This is a genomic window from Mycoavidus sp. B2-EB, from assembly GCF_014218255.1.
Taxonomy (GTDB): Bacteria; Pseudomonadota; Gammaproteobacteria; order Burkholderiales; family Burkholderiaceae; genus Mycoavidus.
The window spans coordinates 654,298-672,325 of record NZ_AP021872.1 but is presented as its reverse complement, the minus strand read 5'-3'; the positions used below and the strand labels follow the sequence as shown (position 1 = coordinate 672,325).

Annotated in this window: 14 protein-coding genes; 11 read left to right on the top strand and 3 right to left on the bottom strand. The window is 50.2% G+C overall.

Going from position 1 to position 18,028, the window contains the following annotated elements; translation table 11 throughout:
- Positions 1–3 precede the first annotated feature (3 nt).
- From MPB2EB_RS03105 to MPB2EB_RS03095, 3 genes are all read right to left on the bottom strand, one after another.
- Positions 4–450 carry an HIT family protein gene (locus tag MPB2EB_RS03105; RefSeq protein WP_185182398.1) on the bottom strand — a complete coding sequence of 149 codons (447 nt, stop codon included), beginning with the start codon at positions 448–450 and terminating at the stop codon, positions 4–6.
- Entirely contained in the window at positions 447–4,427 is a 3,981-nt protein-coding gene (locus MPB2EB_RS03100; protein WP_185182397.1) for an FAD/FMN-binding oxidoreductase, read from the bottom strand. Before MPB2EB_RS03100 ends, MPB2EB_RS03105 begins: the two co-directional genes overlap by 4 nt.
- A gap of 138 nt (positions 4,428–4,565) precedes the next feature.
- A complete protein-coding gene (locus MPB2EB_RS03095; protein WP_185182396.1) occupies positions 4,566–6,350 on the bottom strand; it encodes a hypothetical protein in 1,785 nt (594 codons plus the stop codon).
- A 657-nt stretch (positions 6,351–7,007) separates the two neighbouring features.
- On the opposite strand from MPB2EB_RS03095, the gene ilvA reads away from it, so the two are divergent.
- From ilvA to MPB2EB_RS03040, 11 genes are all read left to right on the top strand, one after another.
- On the top strand, positions 7,008–8,531 hold the full coding sequence (ilvA, locus tag MPB2EB_RS03090) for a threonine ammonia-lyase, biosynthetic (RefSeq protein WP_185182395.1): 1,524 nt from the start codon (positions 7,008–7,010) through the stop codon (positions 8,529–8,531).
- 6 nt (positions 8,532–8,537) lie between these two features.
- Entirely contained in the window at positions 8,538–9,362 is an 825-nt protein-coding gene (gene queF / locus MPB2EB_RS03085; protein WP_185182394.1) for an NADPH-dependent 7-cyano-7-deazaguanine reductase QueF, read from the top strand.
- A gap of 171 nt (positions 9,363–9,533) precedes the next feature.
- Positions 9,534–10,604, top strand: a complete 1,071-nt coding sequence (gene sctU / locus MPB2EB_RS03080) for a type III secretion system export apparatus subunit SctU (protein ID WP_185182393.1) — start codon at positions 9,534–9,536, stop codon at positions 10,602–10,604.
- Between the two features lie 2 nt (positions 10,605–10,606).
- Positions 10,607–12,664 carry a type III secretion system export apparatus subunit SctV gene (gene sctV, locus MPB2EB_RS03075; RefSeq protein ID WP_185182633.1) on the top strand — a complete coding sequence of 686 codons (2,058 nt, stop codon included), beginning with the start codon at positions 10,607–10,609 and terminating at the stop codon, positions 12,662–12,664.
- A 9-nt stretch (positions 12,665–12,673) separates the two neighbouring features.
- Positions 12,674–13,303: a type III secretion system protein SctP gene (sctP, locus tag MPB2EB_RS03070; protein ID WP_185182392.1), complete on the top strand. Its 630-nt coding sequence runs from the start codon at positions 12,674–12,676 to the stop codon at positions 13,301–13,303.
- Between the two features lie 64 nt (positions 13,304–13,367).
- Positions 13,368–14,519 carry a type III secretion system cytoplasmic ring protein SctQ gene (gene sctQ, locus MPB2EB_RS03065; protein ID WP_185182391.1) on the top strand — a complete coding sequence of 384 codons (1,152 nt, stop codon included), beginning with the start codon at positions 13,368–13,370 and terminating at the stop codon, positions 14,517–14,519.
- Entirely contained in the window at positions 14,503–15,153 is a 651-nt protein-coding gene (gene sctR, locus MPB2EB_RS03060) for a type III secretion system export apparatus subunit SctR (protein WP_185182390.1), read from the top strand. The genes sctQ and sctR overlap by 17 nt, the downstream gene beginning before the upstream one ends.
- An 11-nt stretch (positions 15,154–15,164) precedes the next feature.
- On the top strand, positions 15,165–15,428 hold the full coding sequence (sctS, locus tag MPB2EB_RS03055) for a type III secretion system export apparatus subunit SctS (RefSeq protein WP_185182389.1): 264 nt from the start codon (positions 15,165–15,167) through the stop codon (positions 15,426–15,428).
- Positions 15,425–16,198 carry a hypothetical protein gene (locus tag MPB2EB_RS03050; RefSeq protein ID WP_185182388.1) on the top strand — a complete coding sequence of 258 codons (774 nt, stop codon included), beginning with the start codon at positions 15,425–15,427 and terminating at the stop codon, positions 16,196–16,198. The genes sctS and MPB2EB_RS03050 overlap by 4 nt, the downstream gene beginning before the upstream one ends.
- Positions 16,199–16,483: 285 nt before the next feature.
- On the top strand, positions 16,484–17,668 hold the full coding sequence (locus MPB2EB_RS03045; RefSeq protein ID WP_185182387.1) for a hypothetical protein: 1,185 nt from the start codon (positions 16,484–16,486) through the stop codon (positions 17,666–17,668).
- Positions 17,669–17,682: 14 nt separating this feature from the next.
- The gene (locus MPB2EB_RS03040) at positions 17,683–17,952 is read left to right on the top strand and encodes a hypothetical protein (protein ID WP_185182386.1); all 270 of its coding nucleotides are present in this window, start codon (positions 17,683–17,685) and stop codon (positions 17,950–17,952) included.
- Positions 17,953–18,028 lie beyond the last annotated feature (76 nt).

Here is an 18,028-nt window from a genome sequence, read left to right as displayed (position 1 = left end):
AAATTATCCGTGAGACGCAACCACCGGCTTATTTGCAAGACCGCTCAGGATGGTTTCTCGCAATCCCAGCGCGCGGCTGCGGCGTAGCTCTAAAACCGCGGCGGCAGTGGCGCGCACGCGCGGCCCCCAGATCGGCGCTGGGAAATGGGCATCATCAGCATAGCGCGGAATCAGGTGCCAATGCAAATGCGGCACCTGATTGCCAAGGCTCGCCAGGTTCATTTTTACGGGCTGCATCACCTGCCGGATAATCCGCTCAACTTGAGCGACAACCTCGATTAAATATTCTCGTGACCCAGCTTCAAGCTCCGAAAATTCAGTTATATGAGCATTCCAGATGACCCGGCAAAAACCTGGATAATCTGCTTCATCGATAGCCACGACTCGTACTTTATCGTCACGCCAAAGTAACTCGCCTCCGGTCGTTTCGCAGAGCGCACAGTGTGTCATACTAGCACCCGCTCAATCCCTCCGGCATTGGCCTGCTTCACATAATCAGGCAACCAATTTTCACCTAGCAAGTGACGCGCCATTTCAACCACAATATAATCTGCCTCGAGGTCAGCATCGTCATGATAGCGTGCTAAGCCTTGCAAGCAAGATGGGCAGCTGGTTAAGACTTTTACTGCGCCAGTAAAACCATCTGCGCGTACGCGCATGGCACCTTTTTTGAGTTCTTCCTCTTTACGAAAACGCACTTGCGTCGATATATCCGGGCGCGTAATCGCAAAGGTACCCGCCTCACCGCAACAACGGTCGCTTTTTTCGATTTGACGTGGACCCGCCTCGGTACCCATTAACTGGTTTACCAGCTGCGTCGGGTTCATGGTTTTAATCGGCGTATGGCACGGATCATGGTACATATAGCGCACTCCCGTTACACCTTCCAGTTTCACCCCTTTCTCGAGCAGAAATTCATGAATATCAATTAACCGGCAACCTGGGAAAATTTTGTCGAAGGCATAGCCAGCGAGTTGGTCGTAGCAGGTTCCACACGAGACCACCACCGTCTTAATATCCAAGTAATTCAGGGTATTCGCCACGCGGTGAAATAGCACGCGGTTATCCGTGACGATTTTTCCCGCTTTGTCTTCTTGCCCGGCACCGCGTTGCGGATAGCCACAGCACAAATAACCCGGGGGCAGTACGGTTTGCACACCCACATGCCATAACATCGCTTGGGTCGCCAGCCCTACTTGCGAGAAAAGCCGCTCCGAGCCACAACCGGGAAAATAAAACACGGCATCTGAATCGACCGTGGTGGTGTGCGGATTACGAATGATCGGCACAATTTTAGGGTCTTCAATATCAAGCAACGCCCGCGCAGTTTTTTTCGGCAGATTACCCGGCATTTTCTTGTTAACAAAGTGAATCACCTGCTCCACAACCTTAGCCCTACCCACGCTTGTAGGGGGCCGCGCGGTTTGCTTTTTAGCGATTTTTTTCAACACGGCGTGACCTAACCGTTGCATTTTATAGCCCCAGCCAATCATGACCTGACGCGCGAGACGAATCGTGCTTGGGGCAGTCGCATTCAGAAAAAATAAACTGGCTGCCGTTCCTACATTAAATTTTTTCTTACCCATTTTGCGCAATAAATTGCGCATATTCATTGAGACATCGCCAAAATCAATCTTGACTGGACAGGGCGACAAACATTTATGGCACACTGTGCAATGGTCAGCCACATCGTTAAACTCATCCCAATGTTTTAGCGATATGCCACGGCGCGTCTGCTCTTCATATAAGAAAGCCTCAACCAATAGCGAAGTCGCCAGAATTTTATTACGCGGGCTATATAATAGATTCGCCCGTGGCACATGGGTAGCGCACACTGGCTTGCATTTACCACAGCGCAAACAGTCTTTAATACTATCGGCAATCGCGCCAATATCAGATTGCTGCATTAAAAGCGATTCATAGCCCATCAGCCCAAAACTAGGCGTATACGCATGGCGCAAATCTGCATTCTCAAGCAATTTGCCTTGATTAAAATGCCCATTAGGGTCAATCCGTCGCTTATACGCCCGAAAGTCAGCCAGCTCCGACTCGCTTAAGAACTCCAGTTTAGTGATGCCAATGCCGTGCTCGCCAGAAATGACGCCATCAAGCGAACGGGCAAGCTGCATAATGCGCGCCACCGCCTGATGCGCGTCTTGCAACATCTCATAATTGTCTGAATTGACCGGAATATTGGTATGTACATTACCATCGCCTGCATGCATATGCAGCGCAATAAAAAGCCGCCCACGCAGTACGCGCTGGTGAATCGCCTGCACCTCATCGAGAATCGGCTTAAATTCGCCGCCCTTCAAGATTTGTTGCAATGGCTTAAGAATTTCATTTTTCCATGAAATTCGGATCGTATGATCTTGCACTATATCGAACAAGCTTGCCTGCGGCTGAGCACTCAGGCATTGCTCAAAAGCAGATTCAAGTGGCGCATAGCCCAGTTGCAGCAGCTGATGATAGAGATTCGCCAATGGCGTAGCAAGTTCTGCGCGCACATATTCCCAGCGCGCGCGTACCTTGGCGAGCACATCAAGAACCTGCTTTAGCTGGCCGTCAAGCCATTCAGCATTTGGAATGTCATTGGCTTCGTCGCGCTCGCCGAGTGGCAGGGCCTGACGCTTAAAAAAAGTGTCCAGTGCAGTAACTAGCTGCAGCTTATTTTTGAGGGACAGCTCGATATTAAGCCGCTCGATATGATCGGTATATTCACCCATGCGATGAAGTGGAATCACGACATCTTCATTGATTTTAAACGCATTGGTGTGCTTCGCAATGGCGGCTGTGCGCGAGCGATCCAACCAAAAACGCTTACGCGCTTCAGCACTCACGGCCACAAAGCCTTCGCCATTTTTGCTATTCGCGATGCGCACCACCTCAGAAGCCGCCGTAGCCACTGCGTCTGCATCGTCGCCAACAATATCGCCAATCAGCACCATTTTAGGCAAGCTCGCATGCGCTCCCTGCTGTTTCGATTTCGCCGCATACCCCACAGCACGTAGATAGCGTTGATCCAAATGCTCAAGACCGGCCAAGGTCGCACGGCCTGCTTGCGAGGCTTCAAATAAATATTGCTTAATCTCAACAATGCCTGGAATCGCATCGCGCGCCGGCCCGAAAAATTCCAGGCAAACGGTGCGGATATGTGCGGGCATTTTATGTAAAAGCCAACGTGCACTTGTAATCAGCCCATCACACCCTTCTTTTTGCACCCCCGGCAAGCCGGCTAGAAATTTATCCGTGACATCTTTACCCAGCCCTGCTTTACGAAAACGCCGGCCTTCTATCGCGAGGGTCTCGGTGCGCAGCAACGCTTCGCCTGGCGCGCGTTTACCATCGAACCATTTCAATTCAAAGCGTGCCAGCGGCACCTCGTGAATTTTACCCAAATGATGCTCAAGGCGCGTCACTTCAAGCCAATTGCCATCTGGATCAACCATCCGCCACCAGATCAGATTATCCAGCGCAGTCCCCCACAAAACCGCTTTTTTGCCCCCGGCATTCATGGCAATATTGCCACCAATGCAAGATGCATCGAGCGAAGTAGGATCAACCGCGAAGACATAACCTGCTTGCTCAGCCGCCTCAGTCACACGCCGCGTCACCACCCCGGCTCCGGTTGTAATCGCAGCGGCCTGACACACTCTTGTATGGCCTGGCAACTCAATCAATTCAACCGCGCCAAGTTGCTCTAACTTTTCTGTATTCAGAACCGCCGACCAGGGCGTTAACGGCACAGCGCCACCCGTATAGCCAGTACCGCCACCACGCGGAATCACCGTCAACCCAAGTTCTATGCAGCCTTTAACTAAACCAGCCGTTTCAGCTTCATGATCTGGGGTAAGCACAACAAACGGAAATTCAATCCGCCAATCGGTTGCGTCAGTCACATGTGAGACCCGCGAGAGGCCATCGAATTTCACATTATCTTTTTGCGTATAACGGCTAAGCACTTTCAGCGTGCGCTGGCGCAGCGCACGAATGCGCTCAAATTCAGCGCTAAATGCAGCCACTGCCCCATGAGCGGCGACCAGTAATTGCTGCACTCGAGCCGTACGTGCCCGGCTCACCTCATCAGCGCCCGCATCTAAATCTAGGCGGCGGCGCTTTTCGATTTCAGCTAAGCGGTGGTTAAGTGCTTTGATCAGTAGGGTCCGGCGCTTTGGATTATCTAGCAAATCGTCTTGTAAATAAGGGTTGCGCCGGACCGCCCAAATGTCACCCAACACTTCATACAGCATTCGCGCGGAGCGACCTGTACGGCGTTGCCCGCGTAATTCGTCAAGCGCCTGCCAGGCTTCTTCGCCCAGCAAGCGGATCACGATTTCTCGATCCGCCAGGGAAGTATAGTTATAAGGGATTTCGCGCAAGCGCGGATCGGAAAGGTTTGCTTCAAAAGCCTGAGTGGGTACGTTCATGTTTGCTCGTAGCGAGCCGGCCGGGCCTAGCCGGCGACATATTGGCGCGAATATTGGATTGTACCGTATCACTCGCCCTGCTTAAAAGAAGGATACATTCCTTTACTGCGCGCCTAATAACTTTTTCTTGCGCTCTGATTACTCATCAAGATTACCGGACTCCGCGCTTTCCTCTTGTATTTGCGTCAAACAAGATCTCTCTCCCTCTGCCCGCGCGGCCTCAAATTCATCCGCAGTAAAGGAAACGAAGCGCGTACCCTGCCCAAGCCAATAATCAAAATGATCAATGTCTATTTTTTTCCATGAGAATTGATTACCGGTCAATACATACTTATACCATGCATTATCTTCAAAACGACGGAATAATATCGGAAAATCAAAATCATAATCTTTTCTTTGCCAAGTATTTCTAACGCCGTCGAATTGACTTTCAAAATCAAAATTAGTCATTACCAAAACCAATCTAGCCGCGCTGGTTTCAGCTCTTGGGAAGTTACTGAGATTAAATTCCGAAAAACCCTTATCAATAAAATTCCACTTATATAAACTTTTAAGATACACGCCTAACTTTACTTGTTGGCTAGGATTGTGAATTGAGAAAAAATAATAATCAAAAAATATGTGGTTATAATCTCTATCTCCTAACTGACTACTATTAATTTCTAGTGCATCAGCGCCCTGATTAAAATAATAAGAAAATTTAGGCAACTCTGCCAAATTTGTAGGCTCCAAATACTGAGCTATACAAGGTCTAAATTCAGAAGTCGGTGAGATCGGGGATGCTTCTGCTAATCTCCTGGATGCAGTAGGAGAAGAAGAATGAACCGTAATCAAGTCTGTCTGTTGCTCTGCACTATTAGTCACAATAGACCATGGTCTCACCCCCCCCTTCGTCCAAAGCGGGGTCATATCGGACCCGGAACTAGAGGAATCAGTAGGTGATCCTATTAATTTTTTGGTCAAGTCTGACGGCCATACGCCAGAGTTCCTCTTTGTCGAAGCAGACACAGCGCTAGGTGATTCTAATGGCGATGCTGCGGAATTCGTCCTCCCCAAAAATGGGGTCCGATCAGATACAGGGCTCACTGAGTCAGAAGGCATTCCTATTAATTTTTTGGTCAAGTCTGATGGCCATGCTCCCGAATACCTCTTCGTCGGAGTAAGCCCAGGGCTAGCTGGAGCAAATCCATTCACAGGGATAGTAAGCGCAGAAGGATGTCTGGCCGCAGGATTTGACGAGCTCTGGGGAGATCCATTCAAATCCTCTATTTTCAGAGGTTGACCTATAGAAATACCAAGCCCGGGCGTGGCTGAGCCACTAGAAAGGTCTGCTCGAGGATTAGGGTTCTCGTCACTCAGCTTTGAGAAATCCCGGTACTTCTCAGCCAGCCTCTCAAGCCCCTCTTCGGAACGCTCACTCTGATTTGGCCGGGGTGTGACAGGAGAGATTGCTGACTCACTGGGAAAGAGTTCAAGATCTGGCGTTGCAGGCGATCCAACAAAATCCGCACGCGCTGCAGATTGATCCCCCAAAGCGCCTGGATTAGGCGAGAGAGGAGGTGTATAAAAACCCACATTCTCAGCAACAGGCTTTAATAAGCTTCGGCGATTTTCATCTGGCATTACAGGTGACCCTACAAAATCCGCACTCGCTGCAGATTGATCCCCCAAAACGCCTGGATTAGGCGAGAGAGGAGGTGTATAAAAACCCACATTCTCAGCAACAGGCTTTAATAAGCTTCGGCGATTTTCATCTGGCATTGCAGGTGACCCTACAAAATCCGCACTCGCTGCAGATTGATCCCCCAAAACGCCTGGATTAGGCGAGAGAGGAGGTGTATAAAAACCCACATTCTCAGCAACAGGCTTTAATAAGCTTCGGCGATTTTCATCTGGCATTGCAGGTGACCCTACAAAATCCATACTCGCTGCAGATTGCCCCCCCAAAGCGCCTGGATTAGGCGAGAGAGGAGGTGTATAAAAACCCACATTCTCAGCAACAGGACTTAATAAGCTCGAGTGGTTTCCATTCAACCCCGCGGAATGCTCAATCGCTGGCGCTAAATCCACAACAATTCTCAGCGGATGCAAGCCAGGAGGTGAATCGCTGGCTCTTTTATCGGAAGAACCGATAAAAGAAGGATTATTCTTGGCAGCAGATGCCAATAAGCTCTTTTCGGCGAAATTCTTGCGCACTAGCGGCGGATCTACAAATATATCCGGCAGCGGCAAGGCTGAAGATATGCTAGCATCCCGCTTAGCTGGGACTGGAACAGACGCGGACTCATCCCCTCCTCCACAAGCAACCGCACTTAAGCATAGAATGATCGCAACCCTAGATGATTTCATCTAATTCCCCCCTCGTTTTTTTGACTACATTTAATAATTATTTAACTCACCTAAGTCTATCAAATCGATAAGGATCAAATTGATAAGGATCAAATTGATAGGCTTACCCCTTAATTTTTTTAGTTCAATTGAACAACTGACTTCGGCCGATTTTACTATAAAGATGGGCTAAGCCAACACTTAAGCAGTTTAGCGCTATGATTGAGGGTTTTCATCAGCCCTCAAACTGATATGTCTGCTCCTGATTACCTAAAAAAGATCCTCACCGCCCGCGTTTATGATGTAGCCCGTGAAAGCGAGCTCGAGTATGCAAGAAACTTATCCGCGCGGCTCGCTCATCGAATTTACCTTAAGCGCGAAGATAAGCAATCCGTGTTTTCCTTCAAGCTGCGCGGTGCTTATAACAAGATGGTGCATTTGTCAGCTCAGGAACGCGCGCGCGGTGTGCTTGCCGCCTCAGCCGGTAATCATGCGCAAGGCGTGGCGCTAGCAGCGGCCCAACTCGGCTGCCCTGCCGTGATTGTGATGCCCGTCACCACTCCCGAGGTCAAAATCAATGCGGTGCGCACTCACGGCGGCTCAGCCGTCGAGGTTATTCTCACCGGAGATTCGTTTAGCGATGCCTACCAATATGCGTTAAGCATTCAAAATGAACGCGGTTTAACCTTGGTCCATCCGTTTGACGATCCCGACGTGATTGCTGGGCAAGGCACCGTGGCAATGGAGATTTTGCGCCAACACCAAGGTCCTCTCGATGCAATTTTTGTGCCAATTGGCGGCGGTGGCTTAATTGCCGGGGTTGCGGCTTACGTCAAGGCATTGCGGCCAGAAATCAAGGTGATTGGTGTGCAAACCGATGATTCACCCGCCATGGCGCAATCCTTAGCTCAAGGCAAGCGAGTTATCCTGAGCGAAGTGGGTTTATTTTCGGAGGGCACCGCAGTCAAACAGGTGGGAACAGAAACTTTTCGCTTATGCCAAGCCTATGTCGATGAAGTGATATTGGTCAATACAGATGCACTATGCGCCGCCATCAAAGATATATTTGAAGACACGCGTAGCTTACTTGAGCCTGCCGGCGCGCTGGCGCTCGCTGGGCTTAAAATGTACGCTCAGCGCACAGGCTGCAAAGACGCAACGTTTGTCGCAATTACTTCAGGCGCCAATATGAATTTCAATCGGATGCGTTTTGTCGCGGAGCGCGCAACCGTAGGGGAAGTGCGCGAAGCGGTTTTTGCGGTGACCATTCCTGAAAAACAAGGCAGTTTTAAGCGTTTTTGTTCCGTCATCGGCCAACGTAGCGTAACTGAATTCAATTATCGCATTGCCGACGCACGTTCTGCGCACATTTTTGTCGGCGTGCAAATCAGTCAGCGCGAGGAACGGGAATCCATTAGCACAGCTTTGGCTCAGCAAGGCTTTACAAGCCTCGATTTAACCGGTGATGAACTATCTAAACAACATATTCGTTATATGGTCGGCGGCCATTCACCGCTCGCTGGCAATGAACGCTTATACCGTTTCGAGTTTCCCGAACGGCCCGGCACGTTAATGAAATTTTTATCTTCAATGGCCCCCAACTGGAACATCAGTCTTTTTCATTATCGTAATCAAGGCGGGACTTACAGTAGTATTTTGGTCGGTTTGCAAATACCCGACTCTGAATCTGACGCATTCCAACAGTTTTTAGTTATGCTTGGGCTACCGCACTGGGATGAAAGCGCAAACCCCGCCTATCAGCTATTTTTAAGTTAAACACGCATGAATCCGCACCAATCCCCACTTGGCCAAGCCACCGAATATAGTACACAGTACGATCCTAAACTGCTGTTTCCGATTGCGCGCCAGCCGATGCGCGAGCAAATGGGCCTCTCCGCAACCTTGCCTTTTGTGGGAGCCGATATTTGGAATGCTTATGAGCTATCATGGTTAAATCAAGGCGGCAAACCTCAGATTGCTCTTGCGCGCATGATCATTCCAGCCGAGTCACCGAATCTCGTCGAATCCAAATCACTTAAGCTATATTTGGGCTCATTTGCCCAAACAAAATTTGCCTCAGCAGATCAGGTTTGCGCTCTGATGGGCGAGGATCTATCCGCGTTATGCGGTATGCCCGTGTCGGTTGCTCTGACCCAACCCGCGGCTTTCGCTACCGTGCCACGGCAAGAATTGGATGGCATATTGCTCGATCGGCTTGAGCTTGAAATTGAACACTATCAAATCGCGCCTGAATTGTTATCCGCGCACTTTAACCAAGCTGCGATAGAAGAAACGCTCGTCTCTAACTTGCTGAGATCAAACTGCCCCGTCACCGGCCAACCTGACTGGGCTAGCATTCAGATTCGCTATGTGGGCCCCCCCATTGAGCATGCCGGATTATTGCGCTATCTAGTGTCTTATCGACAGCATACGGGCTTTCACGAACAATGCGTTGAACGCATTTTTATAGACCTGCTGCAGATTTGCCGCCCAACGCAACTTGCCGTCTATGCACGCTATACACGCCGTGGTGGGCTTGATATTAACCCTTTCAGAGCAAATTTTAGTCTACCCTTGCCAGATAATATGCGCACCGCGCGCCAATAACGCGGCCGCTCTTTAGGCTCCAGCAAGCCTAGCTCCTTCTTTAATTTATGCACGTTTTCGCATCCTTTTCCGGGGGGCGACGCGTGACGGCTATGCTGCTCGCAATACATCAAGACTTTTCGAGGTTGCCACTTTTAGTCCGCGATCTCGAAAATACTCGGCGAGTCAGGTATGAGCGAAGAAAAAAACCAAGAACCGACAGATAAGCGACTGCGTGATGCGCGCGAGCGCGGCGATGTGTATAAAAGTACCGACTTGACCGGCGCCGTCACGATGTGTGTCACCCTCCTTTTATTAATGTCCATGCAGCCGCTACTGAGTAAAGGGGTGCAAGGCATGATCATGGTGGCACTCGATTTTATCGATAGCGATCACAATCTGGTTAATTTGCTCATTGCAGTACAAAAAATTGGCATTTTCTCACTTTACGGGATTCTGCCTTTTTTGTTGTTCCCGCTCCTCACCGCTGTTTTAACCCTATTGCCACAAGTCGGTTTCGGGCTTTCTTTCGAACCCGTCACACCCAATTTTGATGCGCTTAATCCAGGCAATGGATTGCAACGCATGTTTTCTCTTAAAACCTTACTTGAGCTCGTCCGCTCTTTGCTCAAAGCGGTTTTAATTGTTTTTGTGATGTGGAAAGCCACCCTCATGGTGCTGCCTTTGATTGCAGCCTCAATCGGGCAACCTTTAATCACCATCTTGCAAGTGTCATGGCAAGTCCTGCTCAAAGTCTGTGCGATTGCAGCAGGGCTCTTTTTAATCATTGGCTTAGTTGACCTTAAGTTACAAATCTGGCTTTTCATGCGTAAACACCGGATGAGTGAAACCGAAATCAAAAATGAATACAAAGAAATGGAGGGAGATCCACATATAAAAGCGGAACGCAAAGCCATCGCGCGTGAAATTGCTTTCTCCCCAAGCCTTAAGAAAGCGATTAAGTCGTCCAACGCGGTGCTGGTTAATCCAACTCACTATGCGGTGGCCATCTACTATGACCGCAAGGAACACGGATTACCGATCGTGGTCGCTAAAGGGATGGATGCATCAGCTGCGCTGATACGCAAGCTCGCCCGCGATGAAGGTGTACCGATCATCAGTAACCCACCGCTCGCCCGCGCGCTGTATAAAATCCAACTGCAAGGTGCTGTGCCAGAAGAATTATTTGAAGTCGTGGCGGCTATTTTGCGTTGGGTTGAAGGTGTTGCGGCACAGCGTAACGTAACGCCCTCAATTCATTGAAGATTATGTTTAAATCTCTAAAACTCCCAGCATTTGGTGAAGTCGGCATTGCACTCCTCATTATTGCGATTATTTCATTGATGATCCTGCCGCTGCCGCCAATGCTGATTGATGGCCTACTGGCAATTAATATCTCCATCAGCGTCACGCTCTTGATGGTGACCATGTATATCCCCAATATCGTTTCTTTATCCTCGTTTCCCTCTCTCTTATTATTCACCACACTGTATCGACTCGCCCTGAATATTGCCTCAACCAAATCCATTTTGCTGCACGCAGATGCAGGACACATTATTGAAAGCTTCGGCCAACTCGTAGTAGGTGGCAATTTAATGGTGGGCATGGTGGTGTTCATTATTATTACAACCGTACAGTTTATTGTGATTGCCAAAGGTTCTGAACGAGTGGCTGAAGTCAGCGCGCGTTTCACATTAGATGCAATGCCCGGTAAACAGATGAGCATTGATGCCGATTTACGCGCCAATGCAATTGATGCGGATGAGGCACGCAAACGGCGCGCTGCCCTGGCCATGGAAAGTAAACTCCACGGGGGGATGGACGGCGCCATGAAGTTTGTCAAAGGCGATGCCGTAGCCGGCCTGGTCATTACGCTGATCAATATCATCGCAGGCATCATTGTTGGGGTCACCTACCATGAGATGGCGGCTGGCGAAGCAGCCAATCGTTTCTCAGTTTTATCGATTGGCGATGCCATGGTCTCGCAAATCCCCTCTCTGCTCATCTCAGTGGCTGCGGGAGTGATTATTACGCGCGTTGCCGATGATCTGAAACCAGAAGCTGAGTCGCTCGGCGATGAAATCGGCCGGCAATTATCCAGTAGCTCACGCGCCTTATATCTTGCCAGCCTTTTACTATTAGGCTTCGCCCTGGTGCCGGGTTTTCCAGCCGCACTCTTTGTATTAATTGCCATCATCCTCTCGCTCACCGGCTATAAATTAAGCAGACGCCAGTTCAATCGCGTAGAAGGGGTCAATAGCGAACCGGTTCCTTCAATGCAACGCGCCGGTGATCGCGGCGCGGCGCCCTCTATTTTGCCTCATGCGCCCTCCTTTACCAGCCCAGTCGGAGTCCGCCTAGCGTTTGATTTAGCGGCGCGCCTGGCTCCGCAACAGCTTGAAAAAGCGTTTGATACTGAACGCAAGAAATTGCAAGAAGAACTCGGTCTGCCTTTTCCCGGCATCACCATGTGGCGCGCCGAAACTTTATCCTCGCAAACCTATGAAATTTTGCTGCACGATGTGCCGCAAATACAAAGTTCTCTTCCGGTTGGCAAAGTCATGCTGCTTGACGCTGAAAGCAATCCAGAGGTACGTGAACAGTGCGAGGCGCTCTCCGATATTGGTGGCTTTGCGACCAGCCACTGGCTCACCACAGCCGAAGCTGGCTCTCAAACCAAAACTCGAAACATTGAATCTGTGATTGCGCATCATGTGATTGCGCTCATGTACAAACATGCGAATCTTTTCATTGGCATCCAAGAAACCCAATGGATCCTAGATCAGCTACAAACGAGTCATCCAGGCATTGTGGCTGAGGTGCAAAAAGTCTTACCGCCGCAACGTATTGCTGAAGTGCTGCGGCGCTTGCTTGAAGAACACGTGCCAATCCGCAATGTGCGCAATATTATGGAAAGCCTGATCCATTGGGGCCCCAAAGAAAAAGATTTGCTGTTATTAACGGAATATGTGCGCGGCGACCTGTCTAGCTTTATGGCCTATCGCGCAGGCAAGGGCGCGAAGCAACTCTCAGCGATTCTGTTTGAACTTCCCGCTGAGCAACATATCCGACAAGCGATTAAACAAACCCCTACGGGCAATTATTTAGCTCTGCCACCCGAGCATGTACAACACTTTATTAAAAAAATTAAACGCATCGCTGGCACTGAGCCACGCGATGATGTCATCTTAGTCACCTCAATGGATATTCGTCGCTATATCCGCCGCATGATCGAAAATCATCTCAGTTGGCTACCCGTCTATTCGTATCAGGAACTGGGCGAGCATATCCAGTTGCAACCCATCGGGCGCATCTCCGTGTAAAAGAGAGCAATGGTGAGCCGACTCGATATAAAATCCATTCGCATATATAGCGAGACGCCCACCAGCAAAGATCCTCTGCGCCAGCGGCGCAAATTGAACTGGCTTGAGCTGATGCGCCGCGGCACGCAGCAACCTGAGGTTCTGCTAGAACCCGTAGAGTCCGAAACCCGGCTCGCTCAGTTTGACCCAGAAGACCCGCCGCCTACGGATACCCCCGTTGACCAGGAGCCGCCCCTGGATGACATGCCGCCAACGAGCGACGAAGCGACTATCGCCGAGTCCCCCTCGGCTTGGCTCAGCGCGCCACCTACGCCCCCTCTTGCTCCAAAGCGGCTATCGCTGCCAGAGACCGGGCCGATTGCCTATCTTGTATCCCGCCTCACACAACTGTGCAACGACCCGGCGATTCATAGCGCAGGTCATTGGGAAATGCAAATCCCCCTTCTCAAACCCGAATTGTTACCCAATACCGCGCTTTTCTTATCTCTTTCGTATTTCGCGCTTTCTCTTCGCTTTGAAATTGCTGACCTCGCAACGAAAGAACTAATCTGCTTATATTGCGAACCACTTAAGCATCGATTGACTGAATTAATGGCTAAAAGAACGCCAGCGCGTGAGGTTAACATCGTTATTTGGTGACATCCAAAGCGCTGGACCCGATAACCTTCGGCCGTTGCCGTTGTTTACATGGCATTGAAGTCCCATGAAACAGACGTTTACCCACTCAGAGCAAAGCGCCGCCCGCCCGCTGCAAGGACTCTTGCCTAGCATGACGCCACTCAGAGCACGCTTGACGCGGCTCATGGCTGATGCGCGGCTGGCCAGTCGGCTCGCGTACACAGCCGGCGTAAAGCAATTGCGCTTTGCTTCTGACAATCCACCAGGGGGCCACACGCTTAAGAATTTGCCCTATGGTTCACTACGGGTACTGCATGAGACAGGGGCTACTCCGGTTTGGTTTGAACTGACACCTTACCCAGCGCTTGAGATTGTCGCCGCCAGCCAACCACCTGCTACCGATGAGGCCGCGACTGCATTGTACAGCGCAGTCGCGGAAACCCTGCTCACGCCTGCGGTGCAAAAATTACAGGCCTCTGGACTTCAAAACGCTGCTTTTGACAGCTTCGCTCAATACAATGCAAACGAGATCACGCGCGAACGGTTTGTGCGGTTTCGCTGTTATATCGATGCTGCAGAGAGCGCTTTAAACCACGAACTTTTTTTTGGACTTGCCGCTGACCAGCTCGATACCGCTCTCTTGAGCCTATTTGAAGCGCTACTGGCGAGTGAACGCATACCCTTACGTGCTTCATTTGCGGCCCTACGCATCCCGGGCCACGCGCTGCTGGGCCTTCAATCCGTCAAGATCGGCGTTCTGCAGAACTTAAAACCGGGCGATATTTTACTGAATGGCATCACACCGCACTATCAGACACTGCTCACCCCTCATCCAGAAACCGTAGCGCTTGAATTATTTTGGGGCACCTCCGGCATGAAGGCGCTTACCGTCACCGGCTCGCTTACAGATCAAACTCTAACTCTTCAGGAGACGCCAGTTATGCTTCAGCAAATCGCCCCTTCGACTGCCGCTGCTGGCGACTTAGAGACCCCAACCGATCTAAGTCAACTCGAAATGCCGGTGCGGCTAGAGATTGATACGCTTAATCTCTCGCTTGCGCAATTAAACGCCCTCCAACCTGGCTACGTGCTCGAATTGCCCATTCCTCTGGCTGAAGCGACTGTGCGCTTAGTCACGCACGGCCAAACGATCGGTTTGGGAGAAATGGTCGCGGTTGGGGAACATATTGGCATCCGGATTACTCAAATGGCAGAGGTCGATGATGCAACTCACTGATCTGAATGGGTTATTACTCGTTATTCTAGCTATCGGCATTTTACCTTTCGTCGCCATGGTTGTAACTTCATATACAAAAATTGTGGTCGTGCTGGGCCTGGTGCGCAATGCATTGGGGGTTCAACAAGTGCCTCCCACCATGGTCTTAAACGGCATTGCGATGATTGTATCGTGCTACGTCATGGCGCCAATTGGTATGTCTGCCTTACATAATATGCAGGCAGAACCCACCGCCCAACAAAGTACCGCAGCAGTGATACAAATTGCCAGCGCCGCGCGTGAGCCATTTCGGCAATTTTTGCAAAAGCATACGCGCGAACGAGAAAAATTTTTCTTTCTGCGCTCGGCAGCAGCCGTATGGCCTAAAGCGGAGGCTGAGCAGTTGAAAGCCAATGACTTAATCATTTTAGCCCCCGCTTTTGCGCTCACCGAACTCACCGATGCATTCAAAATTGGCTTTTTACTGTATATCGCTTTTGTTCTAGTAGACATCATCATTGCCAATGTACTGATGGCTATGGGTCTGAATCAGGTTAACCCTACGAATATTGCCATTCCCTTCAAGCTTCTGTTATTTGTTGTGATGGATGGCTGGTCAGTATTAATTCACGGACTTGTTCTGACTTATCGCTAAAGGGGTACTGTATGGAAATCCAGAATATTATTCGGCTCACCACAGACGGCATGCTCCTTGGGCTATATCTGTCACTGCCGATTATTTTAGTCTCAGCCGTAGTAGGGTTATTAATCACATTCTTGCAAACCGTGACCTCGTTACAAGACCCCAGCATATCGCATGGCGTCAAGCTCATCGCCGTCACCATTGCACTGATTATTAGCGCGCCGTGGGCAGCTTCATCCCTACTCCGTTTTGCTAACCAAACCATGTTAATGGCCTTTCCACAATGAACCGTATTCATAAACCTTCGACTCCTTCTATTAATAGTGAGGAGCAAGCTGCCCAAGCGCAGCGAACTGAAAGATCCGTCACGAATCATCATGTCCAAGCACGCCGGCGTTTCGGTCAATACAAAGGCGTACTTTTCAGACTGTCTCGTGCACCGATTAGTAAATCATCTAATCTGCGCAATTTGCCTCAGCGCCGCATGCCGGAGCAGGCCAATCACCCGATACTCAATGCCAATCAGCATTTACCGATAAACACGCCGAATTTATCCGTATCGCGCGATGGCGGCGGCCAAGGTCGAGGGCAGTCACACCAAGAGCAACAAGAGCAAAAAAAGCGTAAAAAAGAAAGCGAATCATCAAAAGCTAAACTCAAAGTGGGGTATAGCAAGGCCACTCGATTTAGCTATCATCATGACTCCGAATCGAGCACGTCTAGCACCCCAGTGTCTAGCGTTAGTGCGCTATCCCGGCAGGAAGAAAAGTCTCCTGAAGAGACATCCACGCCGGCAAGAAATTCTGATGCATTCGATACTGTAAAAGCATTGCCCCCTTCCGCAAACCTTGCTAAAGCCCGAGAAATCTTGATGCAAATCTCATCTAAAGAAAAACGCGATCTGAAAGATATATCACCCGCTGAGCAAAATAAAAATCTGTTAGCAGCCCTCCGGTTAATGCCTGCGCCAATGCTGAAACCTGGATTAAGAAAAGCACGCGAAGAAATGTTGGACCGCCGCCGCATGTCTATGCCCAAAGCCGCACCAGCAGCTTAGGCAGACTTCTCAGGCGAGATAAACCCGCCATCTCATGGATCGCAGCCGCATTCTCTGCGCCCTCTCCGCACGCGAAAAAAGAGGCTTTGAAGTTCAAGCAAAAAACGCTTGAGTCCACTTCTATGTTTTCAAACAAAGCCCTCCATCACAAGACTTCGCGTAGCTGTATCTAGCTTCGCAAAATTTTCCACAAGCTCTGACGAACCCGCCATATTTACTTTAATTGCAAGTAAATATGAGTTAGATATTTAGCGCCTTCTTTAACCCTTAAGCCATGCGGCGGCAATGAAAATTCTTCGTATCCTGACCGGACTTCATGCTGGCGCCCAACTTCAGTTGGACGCAGTGTCAATGCGCATTAGCGCAGATGACGAAGCAGATATTCGCCTCAGTGACTGGGATCAACCCAACGCCCAACTCAGCTTTGATGAAGAAGGCAAAATCATTCTAGAGTTTGAGCCACTAACGGGCGCCACCCTACCCCTAGAGCACGCTGAAACAGATGCCGAGCCAGCGGCGCAGATCGTCGTGAGTGCATTAGGTCTGCACTGGCAAGATTTCACACCGCTCCAATTCGGTCGTATCGTACTCTGCTTGGGTGAGCACAATGCGCTTTGGCCAAGCGATGTGGAGTTACTCAGCAAATTATGGGCGCCGGCTCCTGCCGCGCATGAACCCATCCCGCCTGAAGCCCCCGCCATGCCGGTCAAATCACGTTGGCCAGCGGCCCGTTATACGATCGGCGCCACTTTATTAACCGTCTCGCTTTTAGGCGCAGCCGTGCTAAGCGAAGCGCGCTTACGCCCCCCCCCTACACCGACCGCCAGCAGCTTGGCTGAACGCACTAGAAACGCGCTGAAAACCGCGAGCCTGGTAGGTCTGCAAGTGACACCACGAGACGGCATGGTCGTCATCAGCGGCATGGTCGCCAACAACTCCGACGATGTTGCCGTCCGTAAAATTACTGACCGGTTAGGGCGTAATGGCGAGATCGCGCGGCATTATGACGTCGCGAGTAACGTCGCACAAAATATCGCCGAAGCACTCGGCGGGATTGAAGGCATATCTGTACAGTACATCGGCGCTGGCAACTTCAGGATAACCGGCGCGGTACCCAATATTATGCAAGCTCAAAGCGCGCTTAAACGCCTGCGCCCTGATTTATCTAGCAACGTCAAGCAAATCGAGCAATTTTTAACTGAAGCGCCATCGGGAGATGGCGGCGGCCGCTATTCCGGCATCCTCTCGAGCGACCACGTCAAATATCTAGAAACACCTGATGGCGTCAAACATATTTATGCCACGGAGCAAGCCGCAGGCGAAGAAACCAGCGAAGCCCACCCTAGCTCAGCCCCCCCTGTAGCTAGCGCTAACTCAACCCCAACGGTCCCGGCAAAAGCGGTGAAACCTAGCGCAGGATCCGCCATACCAGGTATCCCCCCCATTCCCGCCCTGCCTCTATCCAATTAATAGGAGACGCTCAAATGAACGATAACCTCTATGAAAAACTGCAAAATTTAAAGCAAGACCTGCAAATTTTGCCTAAAAAACTGATCACTGGCGCGGTCGAAGCGCCGCGATTTAAAGAACTGGTGCAGGCTTTTGAAGTGACTGCACAAAAAATCGCTAACGCGATCAACGCCAGCGCGAATTCATTGGATCGAGCTAACCTCAATAAATTGTATCAAGGCATACTGGCAGGCCAGCGCATTATTGAGAAACTTTATGAGCAAGGGTTGCGTAGCGCACGCTAAACCTGACTTAAAGCATCCAAGCACAGAGCAACACCGAAGCAAAGCACTTTGAAATTTTTATCCAACTTTATTTTTA